Origin of the sequence: Streptomyces sp. NPDC050423 (assembly GCF_040655445.1) — a bacterium.
Taxonomy (GTDB): Bacteria; Actinomycetota; Actinomycetes; order Streptomycetales; family Streptomycetaceae; genus Streptomyces.
On the sequence record NZ_JBFAJY010000038.1, the window covers coordinates 12,624 to 28,168 of the forward strand.

Genomic DNA, 15,545 nt, shown 5'->3' on the forward strand with positions numbered 1-15,545 from the left:
CGCTGGTCAGGCATGGTGTGGCGGGTTCTGTGGCAGACAGGACACGTCGTGTCGGTCTGGTCGTGGAGGTTCAGGGATGCCGTCGGTGGTCGGTTTGCTGGAGGAGCGGGAACGGGGTGCCCGGCAGCGGGTTGAGGTGTTGCGTGAGGAAGCGGACCGGGTTCTCGCCGAGCTGCGCGACGCGGAGCTGTTCTGGGAACGGTTCGTGACTGCGCGGGAGGTTCTCGTCGAGGTTCTCGCTGGTCCGGGCGGTGGTGCTGACGTTATGGAGACGGCCGTGCCGGTTGCGGAGAACATTGCCCCGGCGCCGACGCCGACGCCGACGCCGACGCCGAAGGGCGGGAGGGTGCCGGGGTCGGTGGTGCCGGTCAGGGGTGAGGGCGTCGAGGTGTCGGCGCTGTCGCCGGACTATCAGCGGATCGTCGGGGTGCTGGCCGCCTCTGCGGCGGCGGTGGCCTGTGGGGAGATCGCTTCGGCGCTCGGTCTGGAGCGTGTGCCGGCGAAGGTCGAGGGGGTGCGGTCGAAGGCGGCTCGGATGGCGGAACGGGGCTGGCTGGTCAAGGAACCGTCGGGGCGGTTCACGCTTGCGCCGGGACTGCGAGGCGGCGGGTCATGAGCATGGTCATCGACCACAGGATCATCGCCTCGGATGTGTCGGGCCGCCGCTCGTAGTCGCGGGCCAGCCGGCGAGAACGCATCAGCCAGCCGAATGTCCGCTCCACCACCCACCTGCGCGGCAGCACCACGAAGCCAGAGGTGTCGTCGCTGCGTTTGATCACGGTGACGACCAGGTGCAGGACGGTCAGGGCCCAGGTGATCAGGGTTCCGGTGTAGCCGCCGTCGGCCCATAGTCCGGTGATCGTGGGGAACCGCTCGCGCAGGGCGGGCAGCATGTCGGTGGCCGCCTGGCGGTCGGTGACGTCGCCCGCGGTCGCGTTGATCATCAGCAGCAGGCCGACCGTGTCGCAGATCAGATGCCGGCGCCTGCCGTTGATCTTCTTGCCTCCGTCGTAGCCCCGGCTGCCGGCGCCGACGACCGCGTCGGCCTTCACGGACTGCGAGTCGATGACCGCGGCCGTCGGCTCTGCTTCCCGCCCGGCCCGCTCACGGACCTTCCCGCGCAGCCGGTCGTGGAGCTCGGCGATCAGTCCGGCGTCGCGCCATCGCCGGAAGAAGGCGTAGACCCGGTCCCAGGCGGGGAAGTCCACCGGCATCGCCCGCCACTTGATCCCGTTGTCGAGGACGTAAAAGACAGCATCGAGCATCTGGCGGCGGCAGTAGCCCTCCGGACGTCCGCCCCGGCCCTCCAGCCACCCCGGCACCGGCAGCAGCGGACGGATCTCCCGCCACTCGATATCCGTCGGATCCGTGCTGTACACCGGCTTCCGGCCGGGCTGATCAGCCGCGTTCCCGAACCGGTGAGCGAGACAATCGCACGACACAACCGACGAGTTGAGATCCTCGCCCCCGACCGCGTACAACATAGACAACAGGGCCTCCTGGCGTACTCGGCGTCTCGACAACTCCGAACCGCACCAGAGGCCCTGTCCTCATGCACGACACGGCAAGATTCACCCGCCCCGACAGCCACTTTCGATCACACCGCACTCAAGATCGATAGGACAACGGCTTCTCAGGAATGCCACTGGTCAGACGGCCGTCCACCTGGAATTCCGGTGGCCATCAGCCTGGACTCGGCTGGCCGCACATCTGGACTTTGCCACGGCCGCTGTCACGGTGATCGTGACAGCCTCCATGGGGGGTACCGAGAGCCTCTGGAGCGCCGAGGGAAGCAGCGGCACGAGGTGCTCCGACGCACGCCGGATCCCCGACGCCGCCGACCCCAGGTCCAGCCAATCCCCTCGCAGCCCGAGCAGTACGGGCCCGAGAATGTGAAATTCCATCAGCGCCGCCCTCCCGCTGGATCGCCCAACTAGGGCCCTGGGCATGACATGAAGTGACCAAGGTCAGCATGTGACGTCCGAGTCTGGCCGAAACGCCACCTCGTCTCGAACTGCCTTTCTGTAGTGGGCGTTTCAGTCGGACACAGTCCGGGCTGCTGCTGAGATGCGTAGTTCTGTACGATTGAATGCTCAAGTTTTTACAATGAGCCTTTTCAGTGTGGCCACCGGTCGGGTGACGGGGCTGTAGGCGTGGGTGGGGCCGCGACGCACAAGGCTCCCGTACCGTTGAGGGAGCAGTCGTCACCCACGAGGGTGACCGCCGCTGCAAGCTCTCACCGCACCAACGGGCGTCGTCGCACTCGAGTACCTGCACCGTCACGACACTCTCACCCCGCATCGCCGTCGCCCCCGGGCTGGCTGCGGCCAGTATGGGACAGCCTTTTGCGGGAGAAGCGCGCCGCACCTGTGTACCAATCTGGGGCCGATGCCCAGATCGCAGGGATGACGCGGGTGTCCACACGGGATGATCACCTTGTTCTGTACACCTGTTTGGCTTCTGAGTGCACTTCGGGGGACCTCTTGTACCGCTTCACCCGCCGCACTGGCAGTGCTCTGACTGCCGTCGCGCTGATTACCGGCATGGCATCCGCCTGTTCTGACTCGCCTCCGGCGTCCAAGGCTTCGCAGCCCGAGAGGGCGGCGAGTTCCACCGTGGCTCCCATAGTGCAGCCGCCCTCCCGGTCCGGCAGGGAGCAGCTGAACGAGGAGGCCCGCGACTTGCTCAGCATGGCGGAGCGCCTGGAGTCGGACGAGAAGGGGTTGGTCTCGGCGGGAACCCTCGCAGTGCCCGGGCAGAACCTGGACGAGACCATCGAGTCCGGCACGGCCCTGCGGGTGGAGGTGGCGTGTGCAGGGGAGGGTTCGGTCACCTTCACGGTCTCCTCAGGCGCCGCCAGGACAGCTGAGCGCGTCGACTGCACGCAGCCGATGACGAACGGGTTCGACTTCACTACGGCCGGGCCGAGTCTCGCGATCCAGGCGGACTCACCCGAGGAAGACGGGGTAGGCACCGCCTACATGGTGAGCCGCGTTTCCTGAATCGATCCGGCTGACGGCCCTGGTCTCGGATTCGGAGCACGTCCCGCAATTCGCGAGGCAGTTGTCCTGACCTGCGTGGTGAGTACCAGACTTGAGTACTGGTACTCACACCGTGCCGTGGTTCCGCCGGGAGCATGTGGATCACATGATCCTTTGGGGGGAATCGATGAACTCTCGTACTCTGCTGCGTCTGACCTTTGCCAATACTGCTTCCGCCGTCTACCTGGGCCTCGTCGGGGCGTCCGTCGTGTTCGAAGTGGTGGCCGCACTGGTCTCCGATCCCGGCATCGTCGGGATCTGGCCGTTCCTTCTCACCGCCCCGTGCTCCCTGCTGGCGGCGGGGGCAGTCGGTGCGGTCGGGGGCATGCACGCATCCGTCTGGTTCTTGGTCGGCGGGGTTGTCGTCAGCGCGTTGGTCCAGTCGTCCGCTCTTGGAGCGCTCGTGGAGACCCTGCGCGGCCGCCGACGAGGGGCCACGCGGCCGAGCCGAGGCTGAACGGTCGGGTGACGGCGCTGAGGCCGCAACGCACGAGGCACCCGTGCCGTTGAGGGAGATGTTCGAAGTCTCAACTCATCAGTGCTGGTGCCTCGTTGGTTCCCTATCCTGCCGCACTCGACCTGCCTCATGCGCTGGTCGAGTGGGTCACCATGCTCATCGTCACCCGCGAGGGTGAACGCCGCTGCAAACTCCCGCCGCACCAACGCGCCCTCGTCGCTCTGGTGTACCTGCGCAAGCACGACACCCTGGCCCAGATCGCCGCGGCCTTCGGCATATCGGTCGGCACCGCCCACGCCTACACCACCGCCGTCATCGACCTCCTGGCCGACCGGTCCCCGGGCCTGCTGAAGGTCTTGCGTGAGACCGACCCGGAGTACGTGCTGCTCGACGGGACGCTCGCCGAGTGCGACCGCGTGGGCGACGGCCAGGCCGACTACGCGCACAAGCACCGCCGCCACGGCGTGAACGTGCAGGTCGTGACCGACCCGGCCGGCCAGATCCTGTGGATCTCACCGGCCCTGCCCGGCCGGTGTCACGACCTGACCGCGGCCCGCACCCACCGGATCATCCGGATCTGCGAACGCCAGGGCGTCCCCATCCTGGCCGACCGCGCCTACACGGGCGCCGGTCCCTGGGTCACCACCGGACGCAGACGCCCACCCAACGGCCAGGTGACCCCGACAGAACTGACGGTCAACCGGGCACTGGCCACGTCCCGAGCTCCCGTCGAACGCGGTATGGCACGACTCAAGTCCTGGCGAATCTTCCGAAGATCGCGATGCAGCCCGAACCGCATGACGTCAATCGCCAAAGCCGTCCTCACCCTGGAGAGGCAAAGCTGAAAACGCTCAATGATTGACGTGCCATTTACGCCATGGGGTTGCTGGTGGCCAGAGGCGCTGTTGGCGTGATGCCCCTCGGAATACTCCCTTGCGGAGGTGTCGTCCTGGCGGGCACGTCGCTTGCCACCGGTGTCCCTCTTATGGAGGTACTCTCCCCTGGTTAAATGACGATCTTCCGAACGGGGATATACGCACGTGAAGAGGGCTACGCGGGGCATCGCTGGTGGGCTCATGGCCGCAGGACTGTTTGTCAACGCCCCAGTGGTATCTGCCGTAAGCAAGACGCCGGCCGCCCAGTCCGGGATCGTCGCGCCGGTCGCATCGCCGCACTCCGCGGCTGGCTTCGAGCGTACGGATGACATCAAGCTTCAGGCCAAGTGCATCATGCTCGGCATGACCTCAGACGCTCCTTCCTCATCCGTGGCCGCTTAGAAGTTTTGAAGGAACCTCAGCCTGATTGCGGAAACCAGGACTTGAGGTCGTTGCGGGGGCTCGGCGAAACCCCAGGTCACATGGCACGTGACCTGGGGTTTTCTGTTGCTCAGGACATGGCGCGTCAGATGGCTGGGGTGCCGTGGGGAGCTTGCGCGAGCGATGAGTGAGCGGCGCCGCTCAGCGATCCACCCCTTCGGCGACTTCCTTGCGGCGACGGCCGCGCAGGGCTGCGGACAGGACTGCTGCGACGATTCCGCCGAAGGCCCAGGCGCCGAGGATCCACAGGGCGCCGGTGGTGGCGTTGCCGTCGAAGTACACGGTGTTGCGCACCACGGTCGTGCCGGCGCCGGGCGGCAGGGCCTGGCCGATCGCGCGCCAGAACGGTGGCAGCAACGATGCGGGATACACCCCGCCCGAGCTGGGGTTGCCGAGGATGGTGAAGATGAGGATGGTGAGGCCCAGGCCGACCGTGCCCGCCAACGACTGAAGGGCCACGCCCACGGCTCCGGAGGCGAACACCACCAGCGTGCCGATGCCGACGAGATCCCAGAAGGCGCCCGGCAGGCAGTTCAGCACGGGTCCGACGATGATCGCGCCTCCGATACCGGAGACGAAGGCATAAGGCACCATCGCCGCCAGGCGCACGAGAATGCGCCGGAGGGTGGGGCGTTTGGAACCGGCCGCCATGTTCAGGGCCGACGCGGCGAGGTAGCCGCCGATCGTCCAGCTGAGGACCAGGTAGAAGGACGAGAGCCCTCGCGAGTCGCCCGCCGCGGGCGGACGGAGGTCGCGCACGACGATCTCGCGGTCCTGGGTCCGTTCGACCGCCTGCACCACCTTCGCGGCGGCGTCGGCTGCCGAAGTCCCACCCGCCGAGGCGACCAGCAGGGTGTCCGTACGCCCGGCCGCGTCGACGACGAGGGCCGCGTCCGTGCGCCGGTCAAGAAGGCGGGACCTGGCCTGGATCCGGTCCGGGACGGAACTGACGAGCAACGGGTCGCCCGGCAGCGCGTTGAGCCGGGCCACCAGGTCCTTCTCCACGGCCTGCGGTGCGACCACCACGATCGGGATCCGGTGAGGTTTCGGGGCGTGGAAGGCCCCCATGTAGGAGAGGGCGAAGCCCAGTTGGAGCAGGAGCACCCCCACCATGACGAGCACGGCCCGGGTCGAGATCGCATCGCGCAACTCCGCCCACGCGCCGCCTCTGCCAGCTGCTGACCGATCCACCGCACTCGCCACATGAACTCCCGCGCTCAGCCGTTGTTGCTCGGTTCAAACCGCAACCACCACATCCTCGGCCGCGCCCAGCGCCAGACGGGGAGACCACGCCTCCCCCGGGCGCCCCCTCCCCCATTCGGCTGAATGCCATCGACGGGCGGGCGGACGGACGGCCAGGCCTTTTTCCCACCCGCCACCGGTATCTGCGTGCCTGGCGGAACTGCTCAGCGGCCGACGTACCGGCCGTCTGGGAAGCAGAGCCAGGGGGAAGCAGAGTGAGAGGGAAGCAGCGTGAGAGGGAAGCAGAGTCAGAGGGAAGCAGAGCCAGGAACGGAGGCGTCATGGTTGGCGCGCATTCGATCGAGCCAGGAGTCGTGGGGAAGTCCGCGCCGCAGCGGGTCTGGTACACCTCGTACGGATCGAACATGCATCTCGACCGGCTTGCCTCCTACATCAAGGGCGGCCGGCCGCCCGGCGGCGGCAAGGCGTATCCGGGGTGCAGAGACCCGCGCATGCCCAGTCAATCCGTTCCGGTCGAACTGAGGGGCGCTCTCTATTTCGCCACGGAGTCGCCCGTCTGGGGCGGCGGGCGAGCCTTCTACGACCCGGGACAAAAGGGGCGGGTCTACGCCCGCGCCCACCTCGTTTCGGCGTCGCAGTTCGCGGACATCGCCGCTCAGGAGATGTACAGGAGCCCCGGCGAAGACCTCGATCTCAGCGCAGTGCTCACGCGAGGCGTCGCGCGGCTGGGGAACGGGCGGTACGAGACGCTGGTGTGCGCCGGACAGATGGACGGGCTGCCCGTCCTCACCTTCACCGCCCCCTGGCATGCCGACGAAGTGACCTCGGTGCCTCCCTCTCGGGCGTATGTGCAGGTCCTCGCCTCCGGCTTGCTCGATGCGGGGGCTTGGGATGTGGGCACCGTGGCGGCCTACTTCGCCTCCTCGCGGGGGGCCGCCGGCCACTGGTCGGAACAGGCGATCCGGGAGTTGATCACGAGGTGACCCGCAGCGCGGTCGGCCCGTCCGTGGGTTCACACCCTGTGGGACATCACCGGCGAACAGCACGCGAGATGGCTGAGCAACCGGCTCAAGGCCCGTTCACGGGGACCGGCTCAGCCCCGCCCCGCCAGCCGGTCCGCGAACTTCGCGATCGGGTCCGTGTCCGCGCGGGGTGAGGTGAGTTCGCGGCGGTCGGCGGCGCGGTAGGCGGCGTACATGCCGTGGACGCCGAGCCAGCGCAGGGGTTCCGGTTCCCAGCGGCGGACCTTGTGGTTGACCCAGGGCAGCGTGGTCAGTTCGGTGGGGCCGGACTGGCCGGAGTCCTGCTGGATCAGGTCGCGCAGGGTGCGGGCGGCGAGGTTGGTGGTGGCGACGCCCGAGCCGACGTAGCCGCCCGCCCAGCCCAGGCCGGTGGAGCGGTCCAGGGTGACGGTGGCGCACCAGTCGCGGGGGACGGCCAGGACGCCGGACCAGGCGTGGGCGATGCGGGTGCCCGCGGTGGTGGGGAAGAGGCGGACGAGCAGGTCGCGCAGGGCCTCGATGGTGGCGGGCTGGGTGCGGCCGTCATTGTCGGTGGCCGAGCCGTAGCGGTAGGGGATGCCGCGGCCGCCCAGGGCGATGCGGTCGTCGGCGGTGCGCTGGGCGTACAGGTAGGCGTGCGCCATGTCGCCGAGGGTTTCGCGGCCGTTCCAGCCGATGGTGTCCCAGAGGGATGCGGAGAGGGGCTCGGTGACGATCATGGAGGAGTTCATCGGGAGCCAGGTGCGCTTCTGGCCCTTGATGCCCGCCGTGAAGCCCTCGGTGCAGCGCAGTACGTAGGGGGCGCGGACCGTGCCGTACGGGGTGATGGCGTGTTTGGGCTTGATCTCGGTGACGTTGGTCCACTCGTGGATCGTGACGCCGAGGGCCTCCACGACGTCGGCGAGGCCCTTGACGAGTTTGGCGGGGTGCAGCCGGGCGCCGTGCGGGGTCCAGGTGGAGCCGACGGCTCCGGTGACGCGGACGCGTTCGGCGGTCTCGCGGGCGCCGTGCAGGGTGCGGTCGGTCTCGCCGAACGCGATCTCGACGGAGTGGAAGTCCTTCAGGCGGGCGAGCTGGGCCGGGGTGCGGGCGACTTCGAGGACGCCGCCCCGGTGGATGTCGGCGTCGATCTCCTCCTCGTCGGCGACGCGGATGACCTCGGCGACGGTGTCGTTCATCGACTGCTGGAGGCGGACGGCCGCCTCGTGGCCGTGGAGCTTCGCGTAGCGGTCGCGGCCCGCGATGCCGTTGTAGAGCCAGCCACCGTTGCGTCCGGAGGCGCCGTAGCCGCAGAACTTGGCTTCCAGGACGGTGATGTTGAGGAAGGGGACGGCTTTTTTGAGGTAGTACGCCGTCCAGAGTCCGGTGTATCCGCCGCCGACGATGCAGACGTCGGCGGTGGCGTCGCCGGGCAGGGGTTCGCGGGGGATGGGGGTGCCCTGATCCGCGTACCAGAAGGATATGCCGCCGTTGACTGTGCTGACGGTGCTCATGTTGCCCCTGCTGTCCGTGTGACTGGCCGGCTGTCCGGCCGGCTGAGGAGTGCGGTGTTCTGCTCGGCTGGACGTTACTGGGCAGGCGGCGGTTTCGTCTCGCGGCGGAGGCGGAGGCGGAGGCGGTGGCGGAGGCGGTGGCGGTGGCGGCGCCGACGGTGGTGGTGACGGTGGCGGGTCAGGGGGTAGCAGGCGAGGCCGATGAGTGCGGCGGTGATGTGGCCGATGTCGGTGAAGGTGGGGCCGGTGATGAGCGGGACGCCGTAGACGACGAGGACGGCGAAGAGGTACACGTACCGCCAGGGGCGCTGGATGTAGTAGGTGAGGACGGCGACGACGCCGGCCAGTGCGTAACTGACGCCGACGTCCAGGGTGTTGGCGGCGTTCTCGGGCGCGTGTCCGTGCCGGATGGCCCAGGCCAGGACCCCTTCGCTGACGAGGGTGGCGAGGATGTGGGCGGCGGCGGCGACGGCGAGCCAGCGCAGGGTGCCGAGGCGGCGCTCGGCGGGGGCGTGGAAGACGGTGTAGAGGACGGCGTAGGGGAGCCACTCGCCGCCGTCGATCCAGAAGGCGCTGCTGATCAGGACCCGTACGGGGTTCTGGGACAGTTCGTGGATGTTGGTGGAGCGCTGTCGGAGGAAGTCCTCCTCGAAGTCCGGTGACATCTGGTGGACGATGACGGTGGTGACGAAGAGGGCCGCCAGCCAGACGTAGGTGCCGGGGGCGCCGCGGATCCACGAGCCGGCGCCGCGGAGCCACGTGACGGGGGCGGAGCGGAGCCTCGTGGGCGGGGCGGGGTGGCTCGGGGTCATAGCCGATTGACGCACGCTCCTACGATCGGGGGCGTGATTGACATTCCGGATGCGCTGATCGCCACTCAGTCCAAGTACAACGGTGAGGCCGGGCGGGCCTTTCTCGCCGCGCTGCCGGGGATGGCGGCGGACTTCCTGGAGCGGTGGGGGCTGCGCCGGGACGGCGAGGCGCTGTACGGGGTGTGCGCGCTGGTTCTGCCCGTGGTGCGGGTGGCGGACGGGCGTCCGGCCGCGCTGAAGTTGCAGCCGGTGGACGCGGAGACGGCGGGGGAGCCGCTCGCGCTGCGGGTGTGGGGCGAGGCGTCGGCGGGTGCGGTGGAGCTGCTGGACCACGACCCGGCGACGGGGACGATGCTGCTGGAGCGGCTGGACGGACACCGTCCGCTGTCGGGTACGCCCGATGTGCGGGAAGCGGTGCGGGTCGTCGCGGAGCTGCTGGCGGGGCTGACCGCGGTGCGGGCTCCGGCGGGGTGCGGCTTGCGGGGGCTGGGCGAGGCGGCGGCGCGGATGCTGGCGGCGGCGCCGGGGGCGGCGGGGCTGCTGGTGGACGAGGGGGAGCGGCGGCTGCTGGCGGACTGCGCCGCGGCGGTGCGGGAGGTGGCGGGTGAGCCGGGGGACCGGCTGCTGCACTGGGATCTGCACTTCGGCAATGTGCTGGCCGGGGGTGACCGCCCGGACGGGCGGGGCGGGCCCGCGGGCCGGGAGGCGGGGTGGGTGGCGATCGATCCGAAGCCGCTGGCCGGTGATCCGGGGTTCGAGCTGCTTCCGGCGCTGGTGGACCGGTTCGACGCGGACACGGTGGGGTGGCGGTTCGATCTGCTGACGGAGGCGCTGGGTCTCGACCGGGGGCGGGCGCGGGCGTGGACGCTGGGGCGGGTGCTGCAGAACGCGTGCTGGGGCGCCGAGGACGGTGCGCCGCGGCTGGCGCCGGAGCAGGCGGCGATCGCGCGGTGGTTGCTGGGCCGCGGGTAGGACGCGGCGCGGCGCTGCTTACGCTGCCCTCATGATTCGTACCGCTACCGCTGCTGATGTCCCTGCCATTCACGCGATGATCCGTGAGCTGGCCGATTACGAGAAGGCGCTGCACGAGGTGAAGGCCACCGAGGAGCAGTTGCGCGAGGCGCTGTTCGGTGAGCGGCCCGCGGCGTTCGCGCACATCGCCGAGTCCGGCGAGGACGGTGAGGTGGTGGGCTTCGCGTTGTGGTTCCTGAACTTCTCCACCTGGCGTGGGGGGCACGGCATCTATCTGGAGGATCTGTACGTGCGCCCGGAGCGGCGTGGCGGCGGGCACGGGAAGGCGTTGCTGGGGGAGCTGGCGCGGATCTGTGTGGAGCGCGGCTACGAGCGGCTGGAGTGGTCGGTGCTGAACTGGAACGCTCCGTCGATCGCGTTCTACGAGGCGCTGGGTGCGCGGCCGCAGGACGAGTGGACGGTGTACCGGCTGACGGACGGGGCGCTGGCGGAGCTGGGCGGGGGAAATTCGTAGGCCGGGGCGTGCGTGGTGGGCTCCCCGGGGTGTCGGCCTCGGTGGTCCCGCCCGCTGACCTCAGGTGCGCTTGAGGCCAAGCGGTGTCGTGGAGGCGGCGGGCCCGGTGCGGTTCTCGGTGGCCTTGAGGGCGAGGAGGGCCGCTTCGATGCCGCTGTTGAAGGAGACCTCGCTGAGCAGGCCGGGGGCGGCGACCTGGTCGCCCGCGAGGTAGACGCCGTTGCCGCGGTCGATGGCGGGCCGGTCGCGCCAGGTGGTGCCGGGGTGGTCGACGGCGCCGGTGCGGCCGGTGGCGAGGGCGTCGCGACGCCATACGGTCCGCTCGCGCCAGCCGGGGTAGCCGAGGTCGAGGAGTTCTTCGGCGCGGGCGGTTCCGGTGGCCCGGGATTCGTCGGGGGCGATGGGGAACTGCCCCTGGAGGAGTTGTTCCCCGTGCGGGGCGAGGGTGCGGTCCTGGGCGGTGAACCGTTCGATCCAGCCGGGGGCGTCCAGGTCGGACACGGCGAACGCGTCGCCGCGGCGGGTGCGCAGGGCGAGGTCGATGAGCGCGGTGCGGCCGGAGGCCCAGGTGAGGGCGGGGTCGCAGAGGAGGGTGCGGGCGGCGTCGAGGGAGGTGGCGACGACGACCGGACCGGTGCGGGCGAGGGTGTCGAGGGCGGCGGTGTCGATCCGGCTCGCGGTCTCGACGCGGACGCCGAGGTTCCAGGCGCGGGACGCCATCCGGTCGATGATCCGGTCCCAGCCGCCGACGGGGTAGCGGGCCTCGGGCGGCAGTGCGCCGGCGCGGTGCAGCCGTTCCTGGACGAAGGCGGCGGAGAGGCTGCCGGGGTCGTGGTGGAAGAGGGCGACGGCGGTGTAGTTCGCGGCGATGCGGGCGCCCTCCGCGCCGATCCGTGCGGTGGCCCAGGTACGGAAGTCGGTGTCGGCGGGGGCCCGCGCGGCGCTGCGGCGGCTGAGCCGGAGCAGGGCGAGGGGCGGGGTGAGGCGCAGGGCGGAGCGGTGGCGGAAGCGGAGCCGGGTGGCTTCGAGGGGCGGGACGGCCGTGGTGGGGCCGAGGAGGTTGCGCCGGTCGAGCCAGCTCCAGTGGGGGCCGCGGCGGTAGAGGGCGTGCGGTCCCTCGTTGGTGCGGTACGGGCCTTCGGCGGTCCTGGCGCGTCCGCCGAGGGTGTGGTGGGCCTCGTGGACGGTCACGGGGGCGCCGGATTCGGCTGCGGTGATGGCTGCGGTGAATCCGGCGAGGCCGCCGCCGATGATGTGGATGCGCTGCATGGTCCCGGTCTCCTTCGCTGGAGGTGCCTTTGGAGACATGACGGGCGGCGGGGCCCGGGTGTGACATCGGCGGCGGGGCGTTGTCAGTGGGGTGCGTCACGATGGGGGGATGGTGCGCAGCAGCGGTAGTGGTCAGGGCAGCGGCAGGAGCAGGGCCGGCAAGGACGGTGTCGCGGCGGCGCGGCGTCCGGAGGTGCGGCTGCCGCCGCTTGAGCCGTACGGCGGCGGCGGGCTGGAGCCGGACGGGGATTACGACGGGGTGCGCTTCGACGCGGTGGATCTGGCGGACGAGTCGGGTCCGGGGGCCCGGTTCATGGACTGCGCGCTGGATGGCTGCGCTCTGGACCGTACGGAGCTGGTCAGGGCCCGTTTCATCGATTCCGTGCTCACGGGGGTACGGGGGGTGGGCACGGATCTCGCCGGGGCGTCGCTGCGGGACGTGGAGATCGTGGACGCGCGCCTGGGCGGGGTGCAGATGCACGGTGCGGTCCTGGAGCGGGTGCTGGTGCGGGGCGGGAAGATCGACTACCTGAATCTGCGGAAGGCGCGGCTGAAGGACGTGGTGTTCGAGGGCTGTGTGCTGTCCGAGCCGGATTTCGGGGGTGCGCAGCTCGACCGGGTGGAGTTCCGGGACTGTGTGCTGAAGCGGGCCGATTTCAGTGCGGTGCGGATGGAGTCGGTGGATCTGCGGACGGTCGCTGAGCTGGACATCGCGCGCGGGGTGGAGCGGCTGGCGGGTGCGGTGATCAGCCCGTCGCAGCTGATGGAGCTGGCTCCGGCGTTCGCGGCGCAGATCGGGGTGCGGGTGGAGGTGTGAGGAGCGGGTCCCCGTTGGCCTCCGGGCCCGCTCAGAGGCGGGGGAAGCGGGCCTGGAGGTCCCAGACCGCCGGGTTGTCGGCGAGGCCTTCGTGCATGTCGGCGAGGTCGGCGATCAGGTCGTGCAGGAAGTCGCGGGCCTCGCGGCGCAGCACGGAGTGGCTGAAGGTGAGCGGTGCTTCCTCCGCGGGCATCCAGTCGGCCTCGACGTCGACCCAGCCGAAGCGGCGCTCGAAGAGCATCCGGTCGGACGACTCGGTGAAGTCGAGTTCGGCGAACTGGCGGCGGTGCGAGCGGTTGCCGCGCGGGTCGCGGTCGACCTGCTCGACGATGTCGCACAGGGCCCAGGCGAAGTCGAGCACCGGCACCCATCCCCAGGCTGTGGATACTTCGCGGTCCTCCTTGGTGTCCGCGAGGTAGACGTCCCCGGAGAACAGATCGTGGCGCAGGGCGTGGACGTCCGCTCGGCGGTAGTCGGTCTGCGGGGGATCGGGGAAGCGTCGGGAGAGGGAGTAGCCGATGTCGAGCACGGTTCGATGGTGTCATGCCCGGCGTGTCGCTCCCGCACCAGCGGGATCGGGACCGGTGCGGCGCCGATCCCGCTGGTGCGGTGGCGACACGGCGCCCGGCGGCGACACGGCGCCCGGTGGCGGGGCGGGCCCCGGGGCGAGGCGTAGCCGTCAGTCGAACCGTTCTCGGATCTCCCAGGAATGACCCGGCGGGTGCTCCGTGTACAGCGTGCACACCTCTTGTCGCACGGGGTCGATGGTGGGGTCCGTCATTCCGCACGCGGGTGCGGCGACGTAGGTCACGTGGTCCGCGCCCCAGCGCACCCACACCTCGAAGGCGCCGCGCCCCATGTCTCCCAGCTGGTCGGCATGATCACCGGGGTGCCCCTCGACCAGTTCGCAGGCAAGCGGTTCGCAGAGTTCGGGGTCGCGCTGCTGCCCGTACGCGCGCACGGTCCCGGACCAGGGCGTACGGGCCACGGCGTCGCAGCGGTGCACGGTCTTGGTCACGGTGTACCCGCCGGCAGGTTGGTGAGGGTGCCCGGGGCCAGGACGTCCCCGGTCGGGGGCCGGACCACGGCGTGCAGCGTTTCGGCCGCCGCGTCCATGAAGGCCGCCGCCCCGGCCGCAGCTCCCACGGCGAGGACGAGCCGAACGGGTAGACGGGTCGTGGCTCTCACAGCACCTCACCCCGGCTCCGGGCATTGCACCGCGCGTTCTGTGCGCGCAGCCGCTCTATGGGGTCCGCGAGGCGTACGTGCTCGGGTTCGGCTTCCCATTCCTGCCCGCCGCATACCGGCCGCAGTGCCCAGTACGGGCCGGCGACGCCTCGGAACTCTCCGACACGGTCCTTGCGACCGGTGTCAACCATGAGCGTGCCGGGGGCGGGAACGGGGGCGGGTTCCGGTCCGCTCTGGGGGACATCCTGCACAGCCACCGTCGCTCCTCTCCGTAGTGCTTCCGCTACTCGGAGCGCCCAGCGTGGACTACGCTGGCAGCACCTTCAACCTTCGTGAGACCGAATGATGGAGAGGTAACGGGTGGCCAATCGCAAGGAGTTGGATCCGTCGGCGAGTCCCCGCGCCGCCTTCGGGGAACGTCTGCGCAGACTGCGCGAGGAACGCGGGTGGACACAGGACGACTTGGCTGCACGTACGGGATACTCCGCATCGCATATTTCAGGCGTGGAAACCGGCTCCCGAACTCCAACTTCCGCGTTCACGGCAAGTGCTGACCGAGCCCTCGGGACAGGTGAAGCGCTGACCCGGCAGGGCGCGGCGACGCGCGACAGCGCGATACTCAACGGCTTCCCTGAGTTCGTCGTGCAGGAGGCTCAGGCCACAGAGATCCGGCTGTTCGAAATGGGCCTTGTGCCAGGTCTGTTTCAGACTCCGGCATACGCCGCTGCCGTCACCACGGGTGCGGTACGACGAGGCGCGATCACGGAAGTGCAGGCAGAGGAACGCCTTGCGCTGCTTGACCGACGCCAGAGGTCACTCGCCCGTACTCCGCCCCCGCAGGTGTATGCCGTGCTCGATGAAAGCTGCATCCGGCAGCACGTGGGCGGGCCCGGAGTCATGACGGAACAACTGGATCATCTCGCGTTGATCGCTGACAGGCCGAACGTGATCGTGCAGGTGGCCCCGTTCCGACTCGGTGAACGCCGTTCACTGAACAAGCCGGTGACGCTGGTCACCATGGTGGACAGGTCGCACATGGCCTACGCGGAGTCCGCGCACTCGGGCCAGTTGGAACGTGACATGCGGTTCGTCGGGCCCCTGCTGACGTCCTACCATCAACTACAGGTCGAAGCGCTATCACAGGCTGACTCCGTGGCCATGATCAGCCAGGTATGAAAGGGCCCCTCGTGACAACCGATTCTTTCCACTGGTTCAAGTCCTCCTACAGCTCCGACGGTGGCCAGTGCGTGGAGGTTGCTACCAACCTCGCCCCCGCGCGCGGTGTGGTCCCCGTCCGTGACTCCAAGGATCTGTGCGGCCCGGCTCTGGGTTTCGCCGCCGGCGCGTTCGCGTCGTTCGTGGCGGGTGTCAAGGCCGGAGAGTTCGGCACCGTCTGACTGCTGGGTCGGCGTACGTCGGTCGAGTACGCGTCGCGCCGATGAAAGCCCTGCCGTGCCCCCGA

General features: G+C 69.8%; 19 protein-coding genes. 10 read left to right on the forward strand and 9 right to left on the reverse strand.

Features of this window, described 5'->3' with window-relative positions:
* Positions 1-76: 76 nt before the first annotated feature.
* Positions 77-616: a hypothetical protein gene (locus AB0I52_RS25250; RefSeq protein ID WP_363076175.1), complete on the forward strand. Its 540-nt coding sequence runs from the start codon at positions 77-79 to the stop codon at positions 614-616.
* On the opposite strand, the gene AB0I52_RS25255 is transcribed toward AB0I52_RS25250, so the two are convergent.
* Entirely contained in the window at positions 579-1,379 is an 801-nt protein-coding gene (locus tag AB0I52_RS25255; RefSeq protein ID WP_363076177.1) for an IS5 family transposase, read from the reverse strand. The genes AB0I52_RS25250 and AB0I52_RS25255 overlap by 38 nt on opposite strands.
* Positions 1,380-2,615: 1,236 nt before the next feature.
* Between AB0I52_RS25255 and AB0I52_RS25260 the strand changes: the two genes are divergently transcribed.
* The 3 genes from AB0I52_RS25260 (at position 2,616) to AB0I52_RS25270 (ending at position 4,343) form a co-directional block, all read left to right on the forward strand.
* Positions 2,616-3,002, forward strand: a complete 387-nt coding sequence (locus AB0I52_RS25260) for a hypothetical protein (RefSeq protein WP_363076179.1) — start codon at positions 2,616-2,618, stop codon at positions 3,000-3,002.
* 166 nt (positions 3,003-3,168) lie between these two features.
* The gene (locus AB0I52_RS25265; protein ID WP_363076181.1) at positions 3,169-3,498 is read left to right on the forward strand and encodes a hypothetical protein; all 330 of its coding nucleotides are present in this window, start codon (positions 3,169-3,171) and stop codon (positions 3,496-3,498) included.
* A gap of 95 nt (positions 3,499-3,593) precedes the next feature.
* Positions 3,594-4,343 carry a transposase family protein gene (locus AB0I52_RS25270; RefSeq protein ID WP_363076183.1) on the forward strand — a complete coding sequence of 250 codons (750 nt, stop codon included), beginning with the start codon at positions 3,594-3,596 and terminating at the stop codon, positions 4,341-4,343.
* 612 nt (positions 4,344-4,955) lie between these two features.
* On the opposite strand, the gene AB0I52_RS25275 is transcribed toward AB0I52_RS25270, so the two are convergent.
* Positions 4,956-6,005 carry a DUF3533 domain-containing protein gene (locus tag AB0I52_RS25275; RefSeq protein WP_363076185.1) on the reverse strand — a complete coding sequence of 350 codons (1,050 nt, stop codon included), beginning with the start codon at positions 6,003-6,005 and terminating at the stop codon, positions 4,956-4,958.
* 416 nt (positions 6,006-6,421) lie between these two features.
* On the opposite strand from AB0I52_RS25275, the gene AB0I52_RS25280 reads away from it, so the two are divergent.
* A complete protein-coding gene (locus tag AB0I52_RS25280; RefSeq protein WP_363076187.1) occupies positions 6,422-7,000 on the forward strand; it encodes a histone deacetylase in 579 nt (192 codons plus the stop codon).
* Positions 7,001-7,110: 110 nt separating this feature from the next.
* Here the strand turns inward: AB0I52_RS25280 and AB0I52_RS25285 are convergent, their stop codons facing one another.
* Positions 7,111-8,511 carry an FAD-dependent oxidoreductase gene (locus tag AB0I52_RS25285; RefSeq protein ID WP_363076189.1) on the reverse strand — a complete coding sequence of 467 codons (1,401 nt, stop codon included), beginning with the start codon at positions 8,509-8,511 and terminating at the stop codon, positions 7,111-7,113.
* 74 nt (positions 8,512-8,585) lie between these two features.
* Positions 8,586-9,323 carry a rhomboid-like protein gene (locus AB0I52_RS25290; protein ID WP_363076191.1) on the reverse strand — a complete coding sequence of 246 codons (738 nt, stop codon included), beginning with the start codon at positions 9,321-9,323 and terminating at the stop codon, positions 8,586-8,588.
* Between the two features lie 33 nt (positions 9,324-9,356).
* On the opposite strand from AB0I52_RS25290, the gene AB0I52_RS25295 reads away from it, so the two are divergent.
* Both AB0I52_RS25295 and AB0I52_RS25300 read left to right on the forward strand, forming a co-directional pair.
* The gene (locus tag AB0I52_RS25295; RefSeq protein ID WP_363076193.1) at positions 9,357-10,295 is read left to right on the forward strand and encodes an aminoglycoside phosphotransferase family protein; all 939 of its coding nucleotides are present in this window, start codon (positions 9,357-9,359) and stop codon (positions 10,293-10,295) included.
* Positions 10,296-10,326: 31 nt separating this feature from the next.
* The gene (locus AB0I52_RS25300; protein ID WP_363076195.1) at positions 10,327-10,809 is read left to right on the forward strand and encodes a GNAT family N-acetyltransferase; all 483 of its coding nucleotides are present in this window, start codon (positions 10,327-10,329) and stop codon (positions 10,807-10,809) included.
* A 60-nt stretch (positions 10,810-10,869) separates the two neighbouring features.
* Here AB0I52_RS25300 and AB0I52_RS25305 read toward each other — a convergent pair whose 3' ends face one another.
* Positions 10,870-12,078 (reverse strand): NAD(P)-binding protein, encoded by a 1,209-nt coding sequence (locus tag AB0I52_RS25305; protein WP_363076197.1) that lies wholly within the window; start codon positions 12,076-12,078, stop codon positions 10,870-10,872.
* 109 nt (positions 12,079-12,187) lie between these two features.
* On the opposite strand from AB0I52_RS25305, the gene AB0I52_RS25310 reads away from it, so the two are divergent.
* Complete coding sequence (locus AB0I52_RS25310) at positions 12,188-12,895, forward strand: pentapeptide repeat-containing protein (RefSeq protein ID WP_363076199.1); 708 nt, start codon at positions 12,188-12,190, stop codon at positions 12,893-12,895.
* A gap of 31 nt (positions 12,896-12,926) precedes the next feature.
* On the opposite strand, the gene AB0I52_RS25315 is transcribed toward AB0I52_RS25310, so the two are convergent.
* The 4 genes from AB0I52_RS25315 to AB0I52_RS25330 form a co-directional block, all read right to left on the reverse strand.
* On the reverse strand, positions 12,927-13,424 hold the full coding sequence (locus tag AB0I52_RS25315) for a hypothetical protein (protein ID WP_363076201.1): 498 nt from the start codon (positions 13,422-13,424) through the stop codon (positions 12,927-12,929).
* A 150-nt stretch (positions 13,425-13,574) separates the two neighbouring features.
* Positions 13,575-13,913, reverse strand: coding sequence for a hypothetical protein (locus AB0I52_RS25320; protein WP_363076203.1), 339 nt, complete (start codon positions 13,911-13,913; stop codon positions 13,575-13,577).
* On the reverse strand, positions 13,910-14,083 hold the full coding sequence (locus AB0I52_RS25325; protein WP_363076205.1) for a hypothetical protein: 174 nt from the start codon (positions 14,081-14,083) through the stop codon (positions 13,910-13,912). Before AB0I52_RS25325 ends, AB0I52_RS25320 begins: the two co-directional genes overlap by 4 nt.
* Positions 14,080-14,274: a hypothetical protein gene (locus tag AB0I52_RS25330; RefSeq protein WP_363076293.1), complete on the reverse strand. Its 195-nt coding sequence runs from the start codon at positions 14,272-14,274 to the stop codon at positions 14,080-14,082. Before AB0I52_RS25330 ends, AB0I52_RS25325 begins: the two co-directional genes overlap by 4 nt.
* Positions 14,275-14,443: 169 nt before the next feature.
* Between AB0I52_RS25330 and AB0I52_RS25335 the strand changes: the two genes are divergently transcribed.
* The gene (locus AB0I52_RS25335) at positions 14,444-15,259 is read left to right on the forward strand and encodes a helix-turn-helix transcriptional regulator (RefSeq protein ID WP_363076207.1); all 816 of its coding nucleotides are present in this window, start codon (positions 14,444-14,446) and stop codon (positions 15,257-15,259) included.
* Between the two features lie 11 nt (positions 15,260-15,270).
* Positions 15,271-15,480, forward strand: coding sequence for a DUF397 domain-containing protein (locus AB0I52_RS25340; protein ID WP_362959482.1), 210 nt, complete (start codon positions 15,271-15,273; stop codon positions 15,478-15,480).
* Positions 15,481-15,545 lie beyond the last annotated feature (65 nt).

Bases quoted from the DNA above. Each gene is read 5' to 3' on its own strand.
- AB0I52_RS25250 (WP_363076175.1), top strand. From the start codon at position 77: ATGCCGTCGGTGGTCGGTTTGCTGGAGGAGCGGGAACGGGGTGCCCGG.
- AB0I52_RS25265 (WP_363076181.1), top strand. From the start codon at position 3,169: ATGAACTCTCGTACTCTGCTGCGTCTGACCTTTGCCAATACTGCTTCC.
- AB0I52_RS25280 (WP_363076187.1), top strand. From the start codon at position 6,422: ATGCATCTCGACCGGCTTGCCTCCTACATCAAGGGCGGCCGGCCGCCC.
- AB0I52_RS25285 (WP_363076189.1), bottom strand. From the start codon at position 8,511: ATGAGCACCGTCAGCACAGTCAACGGCGGCATATCCTTCTGGTACGCG.
- AB0I52_RS25290 (WP_363076191.1), bottom strand. From the start codon at position 9,323: ATGACCCCGAGCCACCCCGCCCCGCCCACGAGGCTCCGCTCCGCCCCC.
- AB0I52_RS25300 (WP_363076195.1), top strand. From the start codon at position 10,327: ATGATTCGTACCGCTACCGCTGCTGATGTCCCTGCCATTCACGCGATG.
- AB0I52_RS25305 (WP_363076197.1), bottom strand. From the start codon at position 12,078: ATGCAGCGCATCCACATCATCGGCGGCGGCCTCGCCGGATTCACCGCA.
- AB0I52_RS25310 (WP_363076199.1), top strand. From the start codon at position 12,188: ATGGTGCGCAGCAGCGGTAGTGGTCAGGGCAGCGGCAGGAGCAGGGCC.
- AB0I52_RS25330 (WP_363076293.1), bottom strand. From the start codon at position 14,274: ATGGTTGACACCGGTCGCAAGGACCGTGTCGGAGAGTTCCGAGGCGTC.